This is a genomic window from Lactobacillus gallinarum (assembly GCF_002160635.1).
Taxonomy (GTDB): Bacteria; Bacillota; Bacilli; order Lactobacillales; family Lactobacillaceae; genus Lactobacillus; species Lactobacillus gallinarum.
The window spans coordinates 1-18,830 of the sequence record NZ_NFKZ01000035.1 but is presented as its reverse complement, the minus strand read 5'-3'; the positions used below and the strand labels follow the sequence as shown (position 1 = coordinate 18,830).

The following is an 18,830-nucleotide window of genomic DNA, read 5'->3' as shown; positions in this document are numbered from 1 at the left end:
AGCAAAAGTTTGGGAGTGTGCTAAAAAGGTTGAAAGCAGATATTAATAAACGAAGATAAGATAGGAAAATGTATTCAAATAAAATAAAGTGGATATATTTAACCAATATTTTCTAACATTATGGATGCCTGTATCTTGTTAACAGGTAATTTTGATGCAGTTTTTGACATAGTATCTAGAAGAAAAAGTGAAATTCTAAAGCATGGAACATATAATGCATTAATATATAGTGGAACTGTATGTGCAAGTAAAGGCTCTAAAGATTCATACTTATATTTTTCTAAGGCAATTCAGAGAGCAGGAGATATTAATCATGTAATTACAGCTTACCATAGATTGATAATAACTAAGCTTAAAAGATTTCATGATTATGAAGGCGCTCAAGAATTACTATATACTTTGATATCTAAAGAAATTCCTAGATCCAAAGATAAAGATCTGTATATGGCATTATTCGATAATATGTTGGGTTTAGCAGTTGTAATGGAGCCAAATAGTTTTTCATTAGTAATGGCTAAAACTCTACTAGTAAATGCAACTGATAGAATTAATAAGTATGTTTCCACTTGTTCTAGTATAAAAGGAAAAAGCCAAGCGGAACGATATAAGGGACAAGTAGCTATTAATTTAGTTCAATTAGAAATTCAAAAACATGATTATAAATTAGCTTACCATATTGCAATTAATAATTTAGAGCATGTAAGAATTTATTCTAAAGGTTACGTTGCTGAAGCATGTAGTATTTTGGCTTATACTCAATATTTATTAAAAAATTATCATGATGCATTGATGACATCTAAAGAAGCTCTTAATGAACATGCAGATATTGGAAACTTCGATGGAGTAAAAGCTTCTAGAGAAATGCTGATTAGTTGCTATATAAAATTAGGCATGAAAGAAGAGGCTAAAGCTGAGGCGCAATTGATTTTAGATAAATCTTTTAAGAAGGAAAATATAGGAAGCAGAAAATAAATGACAAATTATCTCTCTATTCAAAATTTACGAAAAGTATATCATGACAATGGAAAAAATTTGTAGCGTTAGACGATGTTTCTTTTAATATTAAAAAAGGTGAAATTGCTGCCTTATTGGGCCCCAACGGTGCTGGTAAAACTACTATTGTCTCTATTGTAGGCGGTTATTTATTACCCACATCTGGCTCAGTGATTGTCGGTGGTCAGAATATTATTAAGACCAGGTTACGTGATAATATTGGAGTTTCCTTTGGTGGGGACTTGGGCTTTTACGGTCGAGCTACAGCTAAACAGAATCTCTCATATTTTGCAGATTTGGCTAAAATACCTTATCGTAAGCAAAAAGCGGAAATAGAACGTGTACTTGATTTAGTTAGTTTAAGTAATGACATGAATAAAAAGGTACAATTTTTCTCTAAAGGAATGAAACAAAGAATGCACATTGCACGTGCACTTCTAGGAAATCCTAAATTATTATTATTAGATGAACCTACTGATGGCTTAGATGTAGAAATTGCTACTAATATCAGAAATGTAGTTAAGAATTTAGCACAAAATGACATTAGTATTTTGTTAACTAGTCACATGATGTCAGAAGTTGAAGCATTAGCAGATCAAATTGTTTTATTAGGTGCAGGCAAAGTTCACGCAAAAGGTACAGTTCAAGATATTGTGAAATTGTCTAAAGTTAAACGAATTGATAGACCAGCAACACTTGAAGAATCATACCTTGCCTTAGCACCACAACTTAGAAGAGAATAATAAGGGATGAATTAATGAGGTTTTTAAGACTTTTTTGGTTTCAATTTAAGCTGTACATATCTAATCAGTATTTCTTTTGGTTGACAATAACTAGTACAGTTAGTATTTTCGTTTTACAGTACACAATTGCTTACGCTAATCATGGGTTAAATGATCCAATGGTCTGGATAAGAAGTGCAGTATTTGGTTTATGGGCTTCATGTACTACCGCTGCAGGAAGTATAGGATATCAGCGTTTTCAAGGAACACTTCCTTATATTATTAACACGCGCTATGATGAGCGAGCATCCTTGATTGCTCTTCTTTTACCAGCTTCGAGTTATGGCCTGCTTGCTTTTCCTTTGTCATTTCTTTTAGCAAAAATCTTCTCAGTAGCAACGGGCACAATTGATTTAAAATTCATTGGGATAGTTATCTTGCTTTGGATTGCTGCAGCTACAATGGATATTTTAATCGCGGCTTTCTTCACCTTAACTCCTAACGCGTTAGTCTACGAAGCGTTGATTAATATTCCAATTTTACTATTAACAGGATTATTTGGTAATAGAGTGATTTCTCTACCATTGATGGAAGTATCACAATATTTTTTGCCAATGACTATGCCAGTTAGGGTTTTGCTTTATTCAGGGAATATGACCAATATTTTGGCCTATATCTGCAGTATGCTGATCTGGATATTGTTAATTTTAGTTATGGTTAGAAAAATTAATGATTTAGCGCGAGAGAAAGGAACGTTGAAGATAATCTAATGGCAACACAATTTTCCTCACTTTCATTTTTGGCAAATTGGAAAACACGATTTGTTTATTTTTTAATTTTGCCTATTATTAATCTTTTGTTATTGGTATTAATTGATCTACAATACAGCAATCAATGCTCATGTACGGTAAAGAAGCAAGCAACCGAAAACAATAGATAGACCGCCAGCACTACACTATTCCGAACCAAAGACCAAAAGATAAGCATTTTGAGAAAATCTAAACTTTTGGATTTTCCTACAATGCCGACTACGGCGGAATCCCTCCCACTCCTTATATATTTCTTTCTGTATACATTGAATTTGTATTTAGTAAAATGCAGACAACACCACGGATCGGCTTTTGGCTGGACAATTCCAACCAAACACCGCAGCAGACAGTAGAAACCATTCTGAACGTTAGGAAGCCGGTATGATTGTTACATATAAGGGGAAGAAAAATTTCTTTTAGATACTTGTTTTCCTAAAACTGATGTGATATAATAATTCAAATCCAGAAAAGGAGTAAAAAATATGCGGCAAGGTATTCTTAAATAAAACTATAATCAAATAGTGGGAACAAAGGATTATGATAGTCCCTTTTGTAGAGGCTTAGTTTTTTGTACCCAATTTAAGAATACTTTTGCCTTATCAATTTTGACATATCCCCAAAAACAGCACTCACAAACAGGTGTATGCTGTATATGTGTATGTCCGCAAATTATCATCCCCAGTGGTAAAAGTATTTTACTGCTGGGGATTTTTATGCCCTTCGGGGCAGTAAAGGGAGGACAATCACATGAAAATAATCAATATTGGAATTCTTGCCCATGTAGACGCTGGAAAGACGACCTTGACGGATAGCCTGCTATATGCCAGCGGAGCCATTTCAGAACCGGGGAGCGTCGAAAAAGGGACAACGAGGACGGACACCATGTTTTTGGAGCGGCAGCGTGGGATTACCATTCAAGCGGCAGTCACTTCCTTCCAGTGGCACAGATGTAAAGTCAACATTGTGGATACGCCCGGCCACATGGATTTTTTGGCGGAGGTGTACCGCTCTTTGGCTGTTTTAGATGGGGCCATCTTGGTGATCTCCGCTAAAGATGGCGTGCAGGCCCAGACCCGTATTCTGTTCCATGCCCTGCGGAAAATGAACATTCCCACCGTTATCTTTATCAACAAGATCGACCAGGCTGGCGTTGATTTGCAGAGCGTGGTTCAGTCTGTTCGGGATAAGCTCTCCGCCGATATTATCATCAAGCAGACGGTGTCGCTGTCCCCGGAAATAGTCCTGGAGGAAAATACCGACATAGAAGCATGGGATGCGGTCATCGAAAATAACGATAAATTATTGGAAAAGTATATCGCAGGAGAACCAATCAGCCGGGAAAAACTTGTGCGGGAGGAACAGCGGCGGGTTCAAGACGCCTCCCTGTTCCCGGTCTATTATGGCAGCGCCAAAAAGGGCCTTGGCATTCAACCGTTGATGGATGCGGTGACAGGGCTGTTCCAACCGATTGGGGAACAGGGGAGCGCCGCCCTATGCGGCAGCGTTTTCAAGGTGGAGTATACAGATTGCGGCCAGCGGCGTGTCTATCTACGGCTATACAGCGGAACGCTGCGCCTGCGGGATACGGTGGCCCTGGCCGGGAGAGAAAAGCTGAAAATCACAGAGATGCGTATTCCATCCAAAGGGGAAATTGTTCGGACAGACACCGCTTATCCGGGTGAAATTGTTATCCTTCCCAGCGACAGCGTGAGGTTAAACGATGTATTAGGGGACCCAACCCGGCTCCCTCGTAAAAGGTGGCGTGAGGACCCCCTCCCCATGCTGCGGACGTCGATTGCGCCGAAAACGGCAGCGCAAAGAGAACGGCTGCTGGACGCTCTTACGCAACTTGCGGATACTGACCCGCTTTTGCGCTGCGAGGTGGATTCCATCACCCATGAGATCATTCTTTCTTTTTTGGGCCGGGTGCAGTTGGAGGTTGTTTCCGCTTTGCTGTCGGAAAAATACAAGCTTGAAACAGTGGTAAAGGAACCCTCCGTCATTTATATGGAGCGGCCGCTCAAAGCAGCCAGCCACACCATCCATATCGAGGTGCCGCCCAACCCGTTTTGGGCATCCATCGGACTGTCTGTTACACCACTCCCGCTTGGCTCCGGTGTACAATACGAGAGCCGGGTTTCGCTGGGATACTTGAACCAGAGTTTTCAAAACGCTGTCAGGGATGGTATCCGTTACGGGCTGGAGCAGGGCTTGTTCGGCTGGAACGTAACGGACTGTAAGATTTGCTTTGAATACGGGCTTTATTACAGTCCGGTCAGCACGCCGGCGGACTTCCGCTCATTGGCCCCGATTGTATTGGAACAGGCATTGAAGGAATCAGGGACGCAACTGCTGGAACCTTATCTCTCCTTCACCCTCTATGCGCCCCGGGAATATCTTTCCAGGGCTTATCATGATGCACCGAAATACTGTGCCACCATCGAAACGGTCCAGGTAAAAAAGGATGAAGTTGTCTTTACTGGCGAGATTCCCGCCCGCTGTATACAGGCATACCGTACTGATCTGGCCTCTTACACCAACGGGCAGAGCGTATGCCTTACAGAACTGAAAGGGTATCAGGCCGCTGTCGGCAAGCCAGTCATCCAGCCCCGCCGTCCAAACAGCCGCCTGGACAAGGTGCGCTATATGTTTCAGAAGATAATGAAGCACTAACTAAGTTCCTAACCACTTTTAATGGAGCTTTATTGTGGACCGTGGCACTGAGTTTAGTGGGCTAGTATCACTTGAATCACAATATGGTATTAAGACTTATTACTGCCATGCTTATACTCCAGCTGAACGTGGTAGTAATGAACGTTTTAATCGGAATTTACGTTATTTTTATCCTAAAGGGACTCGTTTTGAGCACATTAGTGCTCAAGATTTAACGATGACGTTACTCCAAATTAACCAGCGACCGCTTAAAATACTCGACTGACAAACACCGTATCAGGTTATGCTGACAAATTTGTCCAAAAATTCGGATTAAATTTGCAATCTACCAAATATTTATGAATAAGGTCTATCAGTGAAAGCACGTTTAGCCGCTGATAGGCCTTATTTTTATTAAGACTTTGTGCGTGGCACTCAAAAAATTATTTAAATTATTTATACAAATAATTATGAAGCGCTGCCTGATTTAGCCTTTGAAGAGGCATTGGTCTACCTGCTTATCGCTCTTAAAGAAGTAAAAGCAGAGATCTCCGCCACAGTGGAACAAATATTAGACAACTTTATTAAGTTATTGCCGGTTTTCATGCAAAAGTAGCTGCTGCGGACAGCTTAAAAACTAATTTAAGAGACAAAAAGCCAGATCCAATATGGATCCGGCTAGTTTTAGTGCTTTCAAGTTTCAGTTATGGATTAAAAGTAAAAGTAGTGAAAGCGATTACTTATTTATTTCGATAAGAAATACCCCATGCGAAGATCAAAATTAAAATAAAGTTCAATAATAAAGTAAATCCGGTTACCCAGAAAACAGTCGTATAGTTTGAAAAACCCGAAATGGCAGAACCCATTAATGATCCAAGTACTGCACCTACTGCTTGGAAAGACTGATTATAACTAAAAATTCGACCAAAACTTTCTTTAGGAGTATTCAGAGTTAAGACAGTTTGAGCTGCAGGCAACATTCCCGCACTAGCAATACCTAATAAGAAACGTAAGAAGGCAAGCATCCACGGATTATTAGTTAAAGCCATTGGTGCAAATAAAATGAAGCCGATGACTAAACCGACACGCAAAACGCGTAATGGCCCAATTTCATCCATTTTATGACCGATTTTAGAAGCAGCAAGCAAAGTACCAAGTCCTGGCGTTGCTGCTACGATACCAGCAACAAATGCAACATCAGAACCATGAGGCATCATTGATTTTACGTATAATGAAACGATAGGATCAATTGACATAGTTGAAGATTGAACCAACATCGTAGTGATGAACATAACGATAATTAATTTAACACTTGGCAAACTCTTCATGATTTCGCCCATTGGCTTCATCTTTTCGCGAGAAATTGGAGTAAAGTCTTCATGAACTAGGAATGTTGTTCCTAAAAATACGATGAACATCAAGACACCGGTAATAAAGAACGGAATACGATAGCCCCATGCACCGCCAAAGATATTGCCAAAGAAACTAGAAAGGGCACCACCTAATAATGGACCAACCAAGTTGCCAGCAGTACCAGCGGTCATCATCTGACTCATTACCCATCCACTACGTTCGTGCGGCGTTTCGCTGGCCATCAATGCCGTAGCGTTGTTGATATAACCAGAAAATGACCCTTGAATGAAGCGCATGACAACGATATAAATCGCATTTGGTGCAAAACCAGTCAAGGTAATAGTAATTGCCATAACGCCGGATGCACGCATACACATTAGTTTTCTTCCTTTACGGTCAGCCAAGCTGCCCCAGTATGGAGAAATTATTGCCTGGGCAATAAAGGTCATAGCAAATGCCAGCCCAGAGTATAAGTTGATTTGCAGCTTAGAATAATTACCTAAATCAGAAATAAACAGTGAGATAAAGGGCATAGTCATTGAGTAGCCCATCCCAGTGATGAAGCAACCTAACCACAGAGTATAAAAAGCTTTATGCCAACCTGCAGGCAGATTGCGTGATTTAATAGTAGTCAAAGTGTCATCTCTTTCAAAAATAAGAATAAGTTTTAATGTTTATTTTAGCACATACAAAAAATTAAATATTTTTCCAATTTTTTATAATAAAAAGATTATTAATGAAATAATGTGCTACGATAATGGTTCTAGAAGGGAGTTATCTTTATGGCACACATGTCGCGGCGAGAATATCGTATGAAGAAGGAACATGGACAAGATGGTGCTGATCGATCACGAATCAATTATTCTAAAAGTAGAGTAAATAGTCGTGAAGAATTTAGAAGCAAAAAAATTAGCAATCCTAAACCTGCTGCTAATACCAAAATCGATCTTTCACGTGAAAATTATAATCACGTAAAGCTCAATTTCTGGACAATCTTTTCTGATCGACCATATATTTCAGTTGCAATTATTGTCTTGGCACTATTTCTTGCCATGATCAAATTATGGTGGGGATTATTAATCTTATTGGCAGTTGTAATTGTTGGAATATACGTCATCGGCCACAGTCATCATCCCCATCAAGTACTTAGTCTTGAATTTCATCTAAAAGCTTCAAGAAAATTAAGTATGCTGAGAGCTTTAGAATTAGGTGGCTCAGTTACTATGTTTTTAGCTACCTATATGAAGCAAGTGGTAACTGTCGACTTTTCATCGGCAGGGTCAACCGATAGTTTCCAAATTATTCAAGGAGTATTGTCTAATAATGGTGGCTATTATGGTCAACAAGGATCATACTTTTTGAGTTTACTAAATACAGTCACTGGTGGTCAGCTCTGGAGTTCATACCGTTATGCCACAAATAGTGCGCAAATGATGAATAGTAGTTCTGGTCGCTGGATTATTATGTGGATCATGCTTTTGATGATTGCTCCAGCTTTTTGTGTATTAGCACAATTTTTTAAAGAACCATATTCTAGAAATGTGACTTTGATTACTTCATTGATTACCACATTTAGTTTTATCTTAACTCCTGTTTTAATGCGTAAATGGGTAGTTGGTTATGCTATGGAAAACCAACTGGCAAGAGAAGCGGCTAATAATGCTGTTCACATTGGGACGATGGCCTACGTAGGAATGGCTTGCTCGATCCTGGTATTAATAATTGCAACCTACCGGGTAATTAAACAAGATCATTTTGAATGAACTACACCGACACTGAAGTGCCGGATTTCTGGGAACACTGAGTAGTGTTTAGGATCTTACATTGAATTATTCAAATACCTAACTCACGGAACTCAGCTTGTTACCGTGGCCAGTCCCTGACCATTTAGCTTTGCTTTATGCAAGATATTAACTGCCGCATTAATATCTCGGTCATGCTTAGTTTGACACTTAGAACAGGTCCATTCACGAATCTCTAATGGCTTAGCACCACTGTTATAGCCACATTTTGAACAAATTCTGGAAGTATTCTTAGGATCAACTGCAACTAGCTTTTTCCCATACCATTCACACTTATACTCCAGCATTTGTCTAAACATTCGCCATGAAGCATTGGCAATTGATTTGGCTAAGTGATGATTTTTCTGAAGATTCTTGGTTTTCAAATCTTCAATTGCAATTACATCATATTGCTTAACTAAATGCGTAGTTAATTTATGCAGGTAATCTCTGCGCTGATTAGCTATTTTTGCTTGGCATCTGGCTTTTGACTTTTGTGCTTTTTGCCAATTAGTGCAACTCTCTAAGCTTCTAGGACAAAGTACCCTTTTATTCTTATCTTGTAAAACTAGTAATTTAGCTAAATGTCTACGTCGAGAATACTTTTTCTGCCAAATTCTAGCTTTCTTTTCAAAATAAGAACTGTCAAAACTAGAGTACTTTAAACCATTAGATAGAATTGCTAAATCAGCTACGCCAACATCAATTCCAACTTGTTTGCCAGTTAAGCTGTACTTCTCTGGTTCAGATATTTCTACCTGTAGAGACAAATAATATTTTCCTGTTGGTTCAAGCAGAACAGTGTAGCGCTTAATCTTAACATCTTGCAAAACTCCAGTCTTGCTGGTTTTGACACAGCCTAATTTAGGAATCTTTAAATATCTTTTACCTGCAATTCTGATAGTCGATTTACCAGTATAAGACCTTTTCAGATACTTGCGTGAATGAAAACGAGGCTTGCCAATTTGACCACTTTTATCTTGAAAGAAGTTCTTCCAAGACTGAGTTAGAAATTCATTAACTACCTGCAAGCTTGAAGAATCGCTGTTTTTCAAAAAAGGATATTCTTTTTTAAGCGGCTTAAGCAGATAATTCAGCTTAAATTTACCCAAGAAAGGCAAATCCTTATTATTCTGATAGCGCTCATTCATCATAGCCAGCATTTGATTCCAAACAAAGCGATCATTGTCAAACATCTGCTCAAGCTGGTTTTGTTGAGTTTTATTAGGATAGAGTCTTAACTTGATCCCTTTTAGCACATTTGTTCCCTCCTTTCTTTTTGAGATTATGCCAAACATATGTTTAAGAAAGAAGGAGGAACAAGCAAAAAACTAAAAAAGGCCGGATTCATCACGGGATTAAAATCCCGTGTTTTCTCCGGCAATTAATCAATAAAGAAAAAACAGCTTAGTCAACTTGACTAGGCTGTTTTTTTGGAAATTAAGGAATAAATTAATTTTAGTACCAGTTATGTGCTAACCAAAATCTCTTAGCGTTAACCCATGAACCGTAACGACCGTAAACGTATCTATCAGCAGTACGTTCTTGGTTCTTTGGTGATAAGTCACCGTGTAAGTAGCCGATGCTTAATTGGTACTTACCGTAACATGAACCGTTTCTAGCAGTGTAGCTACCGCCTGATTCACGCATTGCGATCCATCTCTTAGCTGCTTTTTCTTTTTTAGACATTTTCTTCTTAGCAGCTTGAACATTTTGGCTAGTAGAATCGTTAGCGAAAGTTTGTGCAACTGCAACACATGCAAAGGCAAGTGCTAATGCAGCAAAAATTTTAACTAAAGTAGATTTAACTTGTTTACTCATTGATCTCATTCATTCCTTATTAAAACTTATTTTTAAAAAATTTATATATTTCTTAATGACTATGCTTATATATTACAAGGTCTATATGACAGCAATGTTACAAAACGAAAACGTCACTCTTACAATCAGGAAGAAATTGCCTTTTTTAAGCGTTTTTACTGATATTTTGGTAAAATTTAGAGTGAATTATGCTAATAGGAGGCAAAATAAATGGCAGTTAAACGTTTTTATGAAACTTTCCACCCAGAACATTACGATTTACGCATTAACGTAAACCGTAAGAATAAGACTATTAATGGTACTTCAACGATTACTGGTGATGTAATTGAAAACCCAGTATTCATTAATCAAAAGTTTATGACCATCGACAGCGTTAAGGTTGATGGCAAGGACGTTGATTTTGAAGTAGTTGAAAAAGACGAAGCAATCAAGATTGAAACTGGCGTAACTGGCAGAGCCGTAATCGAAATTGCTTATAGCGCACCACTTACCGACACTATGATGGGTATTTACCCTTCATACTACGAATTAGAAGGCAAGAAGAAGCAAATTATCGGTACGCAATTTGAAACTACTTTTGCTCGTCAAGCATTTCCATGTGTTGATGAACCAGAAGCTAAGGCTACCTTCACCCTTGCCCTTAAGTGGGATGAAGAAGATGGTGAAGTTGCACTTGCCAACATGCCAGAAGTTGAAGTTGACCAAGATGGCTACCACCACTTTGAAGAAACTGTTCGTATGTCAAGCTACCTTGTCGCATTTGCCTTTGGTGACTTACAATCAAAGACTACTCACACTAAGGATGGCGTTTTGATTGGTGTTTACGCAACTAAGGCTCACAAACCTAAGGAATTGGACTTTGGCCTAGATATTGCTAAGCGCGCAATTGAATTTTACGAAGACTTCTACCAAACTAAATACCCACTTCCACAATCATTACAACTTGCATTACCAGACTTCTCAGCTGGTGCCATGGAAAACTGGGGTCTTGTAACTTACCGTGAAGCTTACTTACTCCTTGATCCAGACAACACTAGCTTAGAAATGAAGAAGTTAGTTGCTACAGTTATTACCCACGAATTAGCTCACCAATGGTTCGGTGACTTAGTAACCATGAAGTGGTGGGACAACTTATGGCTTAACGAAAGTTTTGCCAACATGATGGAATACTTATCAGTTGATGGTTTGGAACCTGACTGGCACATCTGGGAAATGTTCCAAACTAGTGAAGCTGCATCTGCATTGAACAGAGATGCTACTGATGGTGTTCAACCAATTCAAATGGAAATTAATGACCCAGCAGATATTGACTCAGTCTTTGACGGTGCCATCGTTTACGCTAAGGGTTCAAGAATGTTAGTCATGGTTCGTTCACTTCTTGGTGACGACGCACTTCGCAAGGGCCTTAAGTACTACTTCGACCATCACAAGTTTGGCAATGCTACTGGTGATGATCTTTGGGATGCACTTTCAACTGCAACTGATCTTGATATCGGTAAGATTATGCACTCATGGCTTAAGCAACCAGGTTACCCTGTAGTTAACGCATTTATTGATGAAGACGGTCACTTGAAGCTTACTCAAAAGCAATTCTTTATCGGTGAAGGTGAAGACAAGGGTAGACAATGGCAAATTCCATTGAATGCTAACTTTGACGCACCTAAGATTATGTCTGAAAAGGAAATCGACTTAGGCAACTACAAGGTACTTCGTGAAGAAGCAGGGCACCCACTTAGACTTAATGTTGGCAACAACTCACACTTCATCGTTAAGTATGATAAGACTTTGCTTGATGATATCTTGGCAGATGTTAATGAATTGGACCCAATTGACAAGTTGCAATTGCTCCAAGACTTACGTCTCTTGGCAGAAGGTAAGCAAATTTCTTACGCTTCAATTGTTCCACTTTTGGTTAAATTTGCTGATTCTAAGTCAAGTTTGGTAATTAACGCACTTTACACTACTGCAGCTAAGCTTCGTCAATTCGTTGAACCAGAATCAGATGAAGAAAAGAACTTGAAGAAACTTTATGACCTCTTATCAAAGGATCAAGTTGCACGTTTAGGCTGGGAAGTAAAGCCAGGCGAAAGCGATGAAGATGTTCAAATTCGTCCATACGAATTGAGTGCCAGCCTTTACGCTGAAAATGCAGACTCAATTAAGGCAGCTCACCAAATCTTTACTGAAAATGAAGATAACTTAGAAGCATTGAATGCAGATGTTCGTCCATACGTTTTGATTAACGAAGTAAAGAACTTTGGCAATGCTGAATTAGTTGATAAGTTAATCAAGGAATACCAAAGAACAGCTGATCCATCATACAAGGTTGACTTACGCAGCGCTGTAACCAGCACCAAAGATCCTGCAGCTATCAAGACTATTGTTGGCGACTTTGAAAATGCTGACGTAGTTAAGCCACAAGACTTACGTGGTTGGTACCGTGGTTTACTTGCTAACCATCATGGTCAACAAGCAGCTTGGGACTGGATCAGAGAAGACTGGAATTGGCTTGACAAGACTGTTGGTGGTGACATGGAATTTGCTACATTTATCACTGTTACTACAGGTGTCTTCCACACTCCAGCAAGACTTAAGGAATTCAAGGAATTCTTTGAACCAAAGATTAATGTTCCACTTCTTAGTCGTGAAATTAAGATGGATGTTAAGGTTATCGAAAGTAAGGTTAACTTGATCGAAGCTGAAAAAGATGCTGTTAATGATGCAGTTGCTAAGGCAATTGATTAGGTAATATAATTGTAAGTGTTCATGAAGAACTAAATGCAATTCATGCAGAAGAATACAAATGAGAAAAAGAGTATGCTAAACGTGACTTTAGTCATGCAAAGCGTGGGCGGTCGTATGACCGCTTTTTTTGTAAAGAAATAAGGATCTATCTGTAAATAGGATAGGTCCTTATTTTTCGTGGTATAATTATTTTTATTGCTTACCTTAGATTAAGAAGGGAGTTTTTCTTTGGGTAAACGAGATTCAAATACAGCATTCTTTGGACAGCCAAAGGGCTTGTCCACTTTATTCTTTACTGAGATGTGGGAGCGTTTCAGTTACTACGGCATGCGGGCTATCTTATTGTTCTACATGTACTACGCAGTTACCAAAGGTGGTTTGGGAATGTCTCAAACTACTGCTGCTTCAATCATGTCAATCTATGGTTCGCTTGTTTACTTATCAACGTTAGTCGGAGGCTGGCTTTCTGACAGAGTATGGGGCTCTAGAAAAACAGTCTTTTACGGCGGTGTGCTTATTATGTTGGGACACATCGTTTTAGCTTTGCCAGCTGGTGTAGCGGCGTTATACAGTTCGATCGCTTTAATTGTTGTGGGAACTGGATTGTTAAAGCCAAATGTGTCTGATATGGTTGGTGGTCTTTATTCTGTTGAAGATCGCCGTCGTGACGCCGGCTTTAGTATTTTTGTTTTCGGAATTAACTTAGGTTCCTTCATCGCTCCATGGCTTGTTCCATGGGCAGCTGAAGGCTTTGGCTTCCATATCTTTGGTAGCCAGTTGAACTTCCATGCAGGATTTTCATTAGCTGCAGTTGGTATGTTCTTTGGTTTAGTACAATATGTACTTGGCGGAAAGAAATATCTATCAACTGAAAGTTTGACACCTAATGATCCTATTGATAAAGGCGATTTGCTTAACGTAATCAAGTGGGTTGTCATTATTATCGTTGCAATTGCTGCAGTTTTAGCCGTTATGGCTGGAGTAGGACAATTAAATGTTGATAATGTAATTACCTTATTAACCATCTTGGCTATTGCATTGCCAATTTACTACTTCGTAATGATGCTTCGCAGTTCAAAGGTTACTAAGATTGAACGTTCGAGAGTTAAGGCATATATTCCATTATTCTTCGCCGCAGCTATTTTCTGGGGAATAGAAGAATCAGGTTCAGTTGTTTTAGCATTATTTGCGGAACAAAGAACTGTTTTACATATCGGCGGTTGGCACTTTACTGCGGCTAACTTCCAATCTCTTAACCCATTATTTATCATGATTTTGACACCAGTATTTGTATGGCTATGGGAACACTGGAAGAAGCAGCCAACTGCACCGGGGAAATTTGCGGCAGGTCTTGTCTTTGCTGGGCTTTCATACATGTGGATGGCTCTTCCAGGTATGCTCTTTGGTACAAGTGGTAGAGTAAGTCCATTCTGGCTTGTAGGTTCATGGTTTATCGTTGAAATTGCCGAAATGTTGATTTCACCAATTGGCTTGTCAATTACAACCAAACTTGCTCCAAATGCATTCCGCTCACAGATGATGAGTATGTGGTTTATGGCCGATGCGACAGGACAAGCAATTAATGCCCAAATCGTTAAGTTTTATTCAACTAAAACAGAAGTGCCATACTTCATGGCTGTTGGTGTAGTCAGTGTAGTATTCGGGATTATTATGTTTGTTTTAATTAAGAAGATTAACGTCTTAATGGAAGGCGTACATTAGAATATGAAAAATGACGTGGGAATAATCTCACGTCATTTTTAAAATCTACGTAAATAGATGCTATAAACTACTAGTAAAATACCAAAGATTAAGAAAATAATTGCCAAACTACGTTGCCATTTAGCTTCATTAGTTTTAGTATTATCTTTTTTCGCGTTATTGTTCTTAATACTTAAACATCTTAAATATGAAATTGCCGCCATAACTAAGCAAATGATTCCGATTATTAACATAAAAACCTCTCAAAAATCTATATCTTTATGTCTAATTTTACGCAAAAAAATAATGCCATTCAAATTTGAATAGCATTATTTTTATTTTCTTAGTAAACAATTACGGCATCATTAGTAGAAACATTGTTCCATACGCTTCTAATTTCAGCAGGACGAATGTTAACACATCCATGTGAGCCGCCTTGAAGGTATGCAGTCTTACTCCAATCATTTCTCCAGCTAGCGTCGTGCAAACCACAGCCGCTTAAAGTAAATGGCATCCAGTATTGAACTTTAGATGCGTATTTGGAGCCGTCGTCATTGAAACCGCGTAAAACGCTAGGTGACTCTTTATACATGATGTACCAAACACCCTTTGGAGTTTGGTTGCCTTTTCCACCCTCTAAAGTACCAGTAACTACATCGTTTAAATGAACAACAACGCGTCCTTTGCGAACGACCCATAATTCTTGGTTTTTAATCGAAACGACAACATAATTATTCCCGATACCGTTGTTGCTCTTGCCATAACCATGAGCATAAGTACTGTAGCCATCGCCATAAATGTATTTGCTGCCATCAAGTTCTGTAGTACCATCGATAAATGCCTTTTCTATAGCAGCTTGGGCTTTCTTTACATAAACGCCCCAACCATAACTTTCGTTAGTTACAGTGACCGTTTTGCCTTTAGCCTTATTGCCTACAGGTACCATAAATTTATAGCTCTTTTTCAACGTTTGGACTTCTTTATTGATGTCATGAAGTTTGTTAGTTAAGTTTTTGACATCAGTGAACTTATACTTACCATCCTTATAAGTAACTTCACCAATTAAGTCTTCAGCTTTTAAGGTGTATTTTTTACCAGCGATATTATAAGTTACAGAAGCGCTTTGCATCTTCTTCAGTTTTTCTTTTGCTTCGCTTAGAGCTGTAGAGTTATAAGTATATTTTTGATTATTAATCAAATCTGTATGTTGCTTGTCAAAATATTCTTTAACAGTTTGCTTATCAACAGTTTGAATATTTGCATCCCTTTCAGAAACTATTTTTTTATTTCTTAAAAAGATGACATTATCAGCTTTTTCGTTAATCTTCGCTGTAGCTTTATTAACTGTTAATTTGCCGACCATAACGCCATAGATTGTAACATTAGGATTGAAGTGAGTAGAAGCAAAGGCACGCTCACGTTGTTCGCTTTCTACCTTCTTATTGTAAAAAATCACACCACCAATAATTGCAATTATGACAATTACGCCGATAATTATTAAATAGAGATTATTTCGATTATTATGTTTTCTAAGTTCCGTTCTAGATTGCATTTTATCAAATACCTATCTCATTAGATTTTCGAATAAGTGTTTGCTTTGAAACAGTATAGCAACTATTTTTATCTTAGTAAAGTTACTATATAATACTTTCAGAATAATATTTTCAGAATAATATACGTTATTAATTTTAACAGACTTTAAGGGAAAATATGAATAATGATCCACTTGTTTTTCAAATGAATATTGCAAAAGATAAGCCGCAGTCTTACCGTAAGGACAAAAAGAAGAGGGTTTGTCCATTTTGTGATGTAGCTAATTTAACTGATATTTATCAAAAAGAAGATGACATGATTTGGCTGAAAAATAAATATCCTACTCTGCGTGATACTAATCAGACCGTATTAATTGAATCAAGCGATCACCATGGTGATATTAGTATTTATACTAAAGAGCATAATCGTAAATTGATGCGGTTTAGCCTTGCATGTTTTGAAAAAATGGCGGCTAATAAAGATTATCAGACCGTTGTTTGGTATAAAAACTATGGTCCGCATTCAGGCGGTTCTTTGATTCACCCACACATGCAGATTGTGGGCCTTGAGCATGAAGATGGCTATAAATATATTCACCCTAATAATTTTGAAGGTGAAACGCTTTTTGATGAAAATGGGGTAGAAGTCAATATTGCCGAACACCCCGTACAAGGATATACAGAATTAAATATTAATCTTTTAACTAAGGATAGTATTGACCTATGGGCAGATTGGATTCAGAGCGGTGCTAAATACTTGCTTAATATCATGTACAATGGCAGATGTGATTCATACAATTTGTTCTTCTATCCACGCGAAGATGGTGGTGTTTGTGCTAAATATATTACCCGTTTTGAGGCTCCTCCGTATTTTGTGGGCTATAAATTATCTCAAGTAAATGATGAGATCACTTTAGACAAAGAAGCTCATCGCTTTAGAAAATTCTATGATAATGGATCGAAGATTAACTAAAAAAAACTTCTCATTGCGAGAAGGTTTTTTGTTAGAATTCAGTGTGAATGATGTCGTCTTCTGGACGATGTGCTTGGATACGCAAAACTTGCCAAGCTAAATCACTTTCTGGTTCAGTAAGATTGATGATCAATTTACTGTCTTTAAAAGTAAAATCAAGATCAGTTCTGTGATCGATCCATTCAACGCGGTTAGGTTCTTGAGTTAAACCGGTAACCTCAATTTTTTCAGGGAGTGGTCGTTTTACAAAAACATATTTTTGGTAATCTGCGTGCCGATTCTCTAAAATAAAACCATTGTTGCTTTCAAGAGTGCTACTTTTGCCTTCATTTAAAGCATGACCAAATAAGTGCATCCAAGAATTAATGGTATCAAGCAACTTTTGAGTAGTATCGTCAAATTTACCGTCGGTTACAGGGATGTTAATGATAGTATTTTTGCCATTTTGACGATTAGTAACAATAGTGTCAATTACACCATCACTGTTTAAATCGACACCGTCTGCTTCGTCAGCTAGAAAAATAGTATATTTGCTGCAAGCTTCTTTAAAATCGTCTTTTTGAGCATTGGTTATCACGGCACGTGCACCAATGTTTCTAGCAGTTTTGACTAAAAAGTCCGCATCCGCATTTCCGTTTATTTTAAAATTTAAGACAATTGCAAAATCAGGATTCATCATTTTTCCTCCTTATTAATTACTAGTTAAGTTTAACCTAAAGAAGTGAAATCTAAAAATGAAAATTATTATTGCACCCGCAAAAATTATGAAAATTGATCGTGATTCTTTTCTAGTTGAGTCTAAACCTGAATTTTTGGATAAGACTAAAGTACTGGAGAAATTTTTAAAATCGCGTTCTGAAGACCAATTAACCGAGTTATGGCATGCTAGTAAAAAGGTGACAGAGCAGAGTATCGAGCAGCTAAAGAATATGAATTTGGATGAACGATTAACGCCTGCTATTTTGGCTTTTTCAGGCATTCAATACCAATATATGGCGCCGGATTTGTTTACTCAGCCAGCGCTTGATTATATTCAAAAAAATTTGCGTATTTTATCTGGCTTTTACGGGATGCTTAGACCTTTTGATGGTGTTTGCCCATATCGTTTAGAACTTAATACCAAGATGAAAGGTTTTATTGATTATAGCTTGTACCATTTCTGGGGTGATGCTATTGCTGAAAGTCTGTTTAAAGATGATGACACAGTCATTAATCTAGCTTCCAAGCAATATATGCGGTTGGTTAAGCCGTATTTAAACGAAAATCGAAAAATGATTACCATTGATTTTCAAGAATTAAAAAATGATCAATGGAAAACTGTAGGTGTTCATGCCAAGATGGCACGCGGTGAAATGGTGCGCTTCATTGCCGAAAACCAAATAAAAAATCCCACAGAGTTGCGAGATTTTCATGATTTTGAATTCCAATTTGTGCCCGAAGTTAGTTCATCAGATCATTATGTCTTTAGAACTAACTTTGATTTTAATGAAAAACGCCCGAAAATCCCCGTATTTTAATGCGGGGATGGATAGGGCCAAGCTGACCTAGCAGTCAGCTTTTTTTATTCTAAAAATAGAGACATACGTTCGACTTCCCTGTAAAATATAAATATCTAATCTATGAGGAGGCGAAATCATGAAAAGAATGAGCAGCTTAGCCTATCATTTTGGCGTTAAGCTTCGCTTTTATCCTAGTTCTAAGCAAAAGAAAATCATTAAGTTGAACTATGATGCGCAACGCTTTGTCTA

15 protein-coding genes and 1 pseudogene are annotated in these 18,830 nt (G+C 38.0%); 10 read left to right on the top strand and 6 right to left on the bottom strand.

What is annotated here, in order from left to right; translation table 11 throughout:
- Nucleotides 1–135: 135 nt before the first annotated feature.
- The 5 genes and pseudogenes from B5E95_RS09055 to B5E95_RS09030 form a co-directional block, all read left to right on the top strand.
- Entirely contained in the window at nt 136–972 is an 837-nt protein-coding gene (locus B5E95_RS09055) for a hypothetical protein (RefSeq protein ID WP_143437582.1), read from the top strand.
- Nucleotides 973–1,088: 116 nt separating this feature from the next.
- Nucleotides 1,089–1,736 (top strand): ABC transporter ATP-binding protein, encoded by a 648-nt coding sequence (locus B5E95_RS09050; RefSeq protein WP_239464623.1) that lies wholly within the window; start codon nt 1,089–1,091, stop codon nt 1,734–1,736.
- 80 nt (nt 1,737–1,816) lie between these two features.
- Complete coding sequence (locus B5E95_RS09045) at nt 1,817–2,485, top strand: multidrug ABC transporter permease (RefSeq protein ID WP_233185891.1); 669 nt, start codon at nt 1,817–1,819, stop codon at nt 2,483–2,485.
- A 786-nt stretch (nt 2,486–3,271) separates the two neighbouring features.
- Entirely contained in the window at nt 3,272–5,197 is a 1,926-nt protein-coding gene (gene tet(W), locus B5E95_RS09035) for a tetracycline resistance ribosomal protection protein Tet(W) (protein ID WP_087236340.1), read from the top strand.
- A pseudogene (locus tag B5E95_RS09030) lies at nt 5,185–5,462 on the top strand (IS30 family transposase); the annotation flags it as partial. The gene tet(W) and the pseudogene B5E95_RS09030, both read left to right, overlap by 13 nt.
- 454 nt (nt 5,463–5,916) lie before the next feature.
- Here the strand turns inward: B5E95_RS09030 and B5E95_RS09025 are convergent.
- Entirely contained in the window at nt 5,917–7,164 is a 1,248-nt protein-coding gene (locus B5E95_RS09025; protein WP_087236339.1) for an MFS transporter, read from the bottom strand.
- A 147-nt stretch (nt 7,165–7,311) separates the two neighbouring features.
- Between B5E95_RS09025 and B5E95_RS09020 the strand changes: the two genes are divergently transcribed.
- Complete coding sequence (locus B5E95_RS09020; protein ID WP_025006412.1) at nt 7,312–8,292, top strand: hypothetical protein; 981 nt, start codon at nt 7,312–7,314, stop codon at nt 8,290–8,292.
- Nucleotides 8,293–8,384: 92 nt separating this feature from the next.
- Here the strand turns inward: B5E95_RS09020 and B5E95_RS09015 are convergent, their stop codons facing one another.
- Complete coding sequence (locus tag B5E95_RS09015) at nt 8,385–9,608, bottom strand: RNA-guided endonuclease TnpB family protein (RefSeq protein WP_087236337.1); 1,224 nt, start codon at nt 9,606–9,608, stop codon at nt 8,385–8,387.
- Between the two features lie 160 nt (nt 9,609–9,768).
- A complete protein-coding gene (locus tag B5E95_RS09005) occupies nt 9,769–10,131 on the bottom strand; it encodes an aggregation-promoting factor C-terminal-like domain-containing protein (RefSeq protein WP_087236344.1) in 363 nt (120 codons plus the stop codon).
- A gap of 210 nt (nt 10,132–10,341) precedes the next feature.
- Here B5E95_RS09005 and B5E95_RS09000 point away from each other — a divergent pair, with 210 nt between their 5' ends.
- Both B5E95_RS09000 and B5E95_RS08995 read left to right on the top strand, forming a co-directional pair.
- Complete coding sequence (locus B5E95_RS09000; RefSeq protein WP_087236335.1) at nt 10,342–12,876, top strand: M1 family metallopeptidase; 2,535 nt, start codon at nt 10,342–10,344, stop codon at nt 12,874–12,876.
- 228 nt (nt 12,877–13,104) lie between these two features.
- On the top strand, nt 13,105–14,598 hold the full coding sequence (locus B5E95_RS08995; RefSeq protein WP_087176820.1) for a peptide MFS transporter: 1,494 nt from the start codon (nt 13,105–13,107) through the stop codon (nt 14,596–14,598).
- Nucleotides 14,599–14,636: 38 nt separating this feature from the next.
- Here the strand turns inward: B5E95_RS08995 and B5E95_RS08990 are convergent, their stop codons facing one another.
- Both B5E95_RS08990 and B5E95_RS08985 read right to left on the bottom strand, forming a co-directional pair.
- Nucleotides 14,637–14,831 (bottom strand): hypothetical protein, encoded by a 195-nt coding sequence (locus B5E95_RS08990; protein ID WP_087176819.1) that lies wholly within the window; start codon nt 14,829–14,831, stop codon nt 14,637–14,639.
- An 89-nt stretch (nt 14,832–14,920) separates the two neighbouring features.
- The gene (locus B5E95_RS08985; RefSeq protein WP_087236333.1) at nt 14,921–16,129 is read right to left on the bottom strand and encodes a L,D-transpeptidase family protein; all 1,209 of its coding nucleotides are present in this window, start codon (nt 16,127–16,129) and stop codon (nt 14,921–14,923) included.
- Between the two features lie 158 nt (nt 16,130–16,287).
- Here B5E95_RS08985 and B5E95_RS08980 point away from each other — a divergent pair, with 158 nt between their 5' ends.
- Complete coding sequence (locus B5E95_RS08980; protein ID WP_025005926.1) at nt 16,288–17,082, top strand: DUF4931 domain-containing protein; 795 nt, start codon at nt 16,288–16,290, stop codon at nt 17,080–17,082.
- A gap of 31 nt (nt 17,083–17,113) precedes the next feature.
- Here B5E95_RS08980 and B5E95_RS08975 read toward each other — a convergent pair whose 3' ends face one another.
- Nucleotides 17,114–17,758, bottom strand: coding sequence for a hypothetical protein (locus B5E95_RS08975; RefSeq protein ID WP_087236331.1), 645 nt, complete (start codon nt 17,756–17,758; stop codon nt 17,114–17,116).
- A gap of 58 nt (nt 17,759–17,816) precedes the next feature.
- Here B5E95_RS08975 and yaaA point away from each other — a divergent pair, with 58 nt between their 5' ends.
- The gene (gene yaaA, locus B5E95_RS08970; RefSeq protein ID WP_087176815.1) at nt 17,817–18,599 is read left to right on the top strand and encodes a peroxide stress protein YaaA; all 783 of its coding nucleotides are present in this window, start codon (nt 17,817–17,819) and stop codon (nt 18,597–18,599) included.
- Nucleotides 18,600–18,830: the final 231 nt, after the last annotated feature.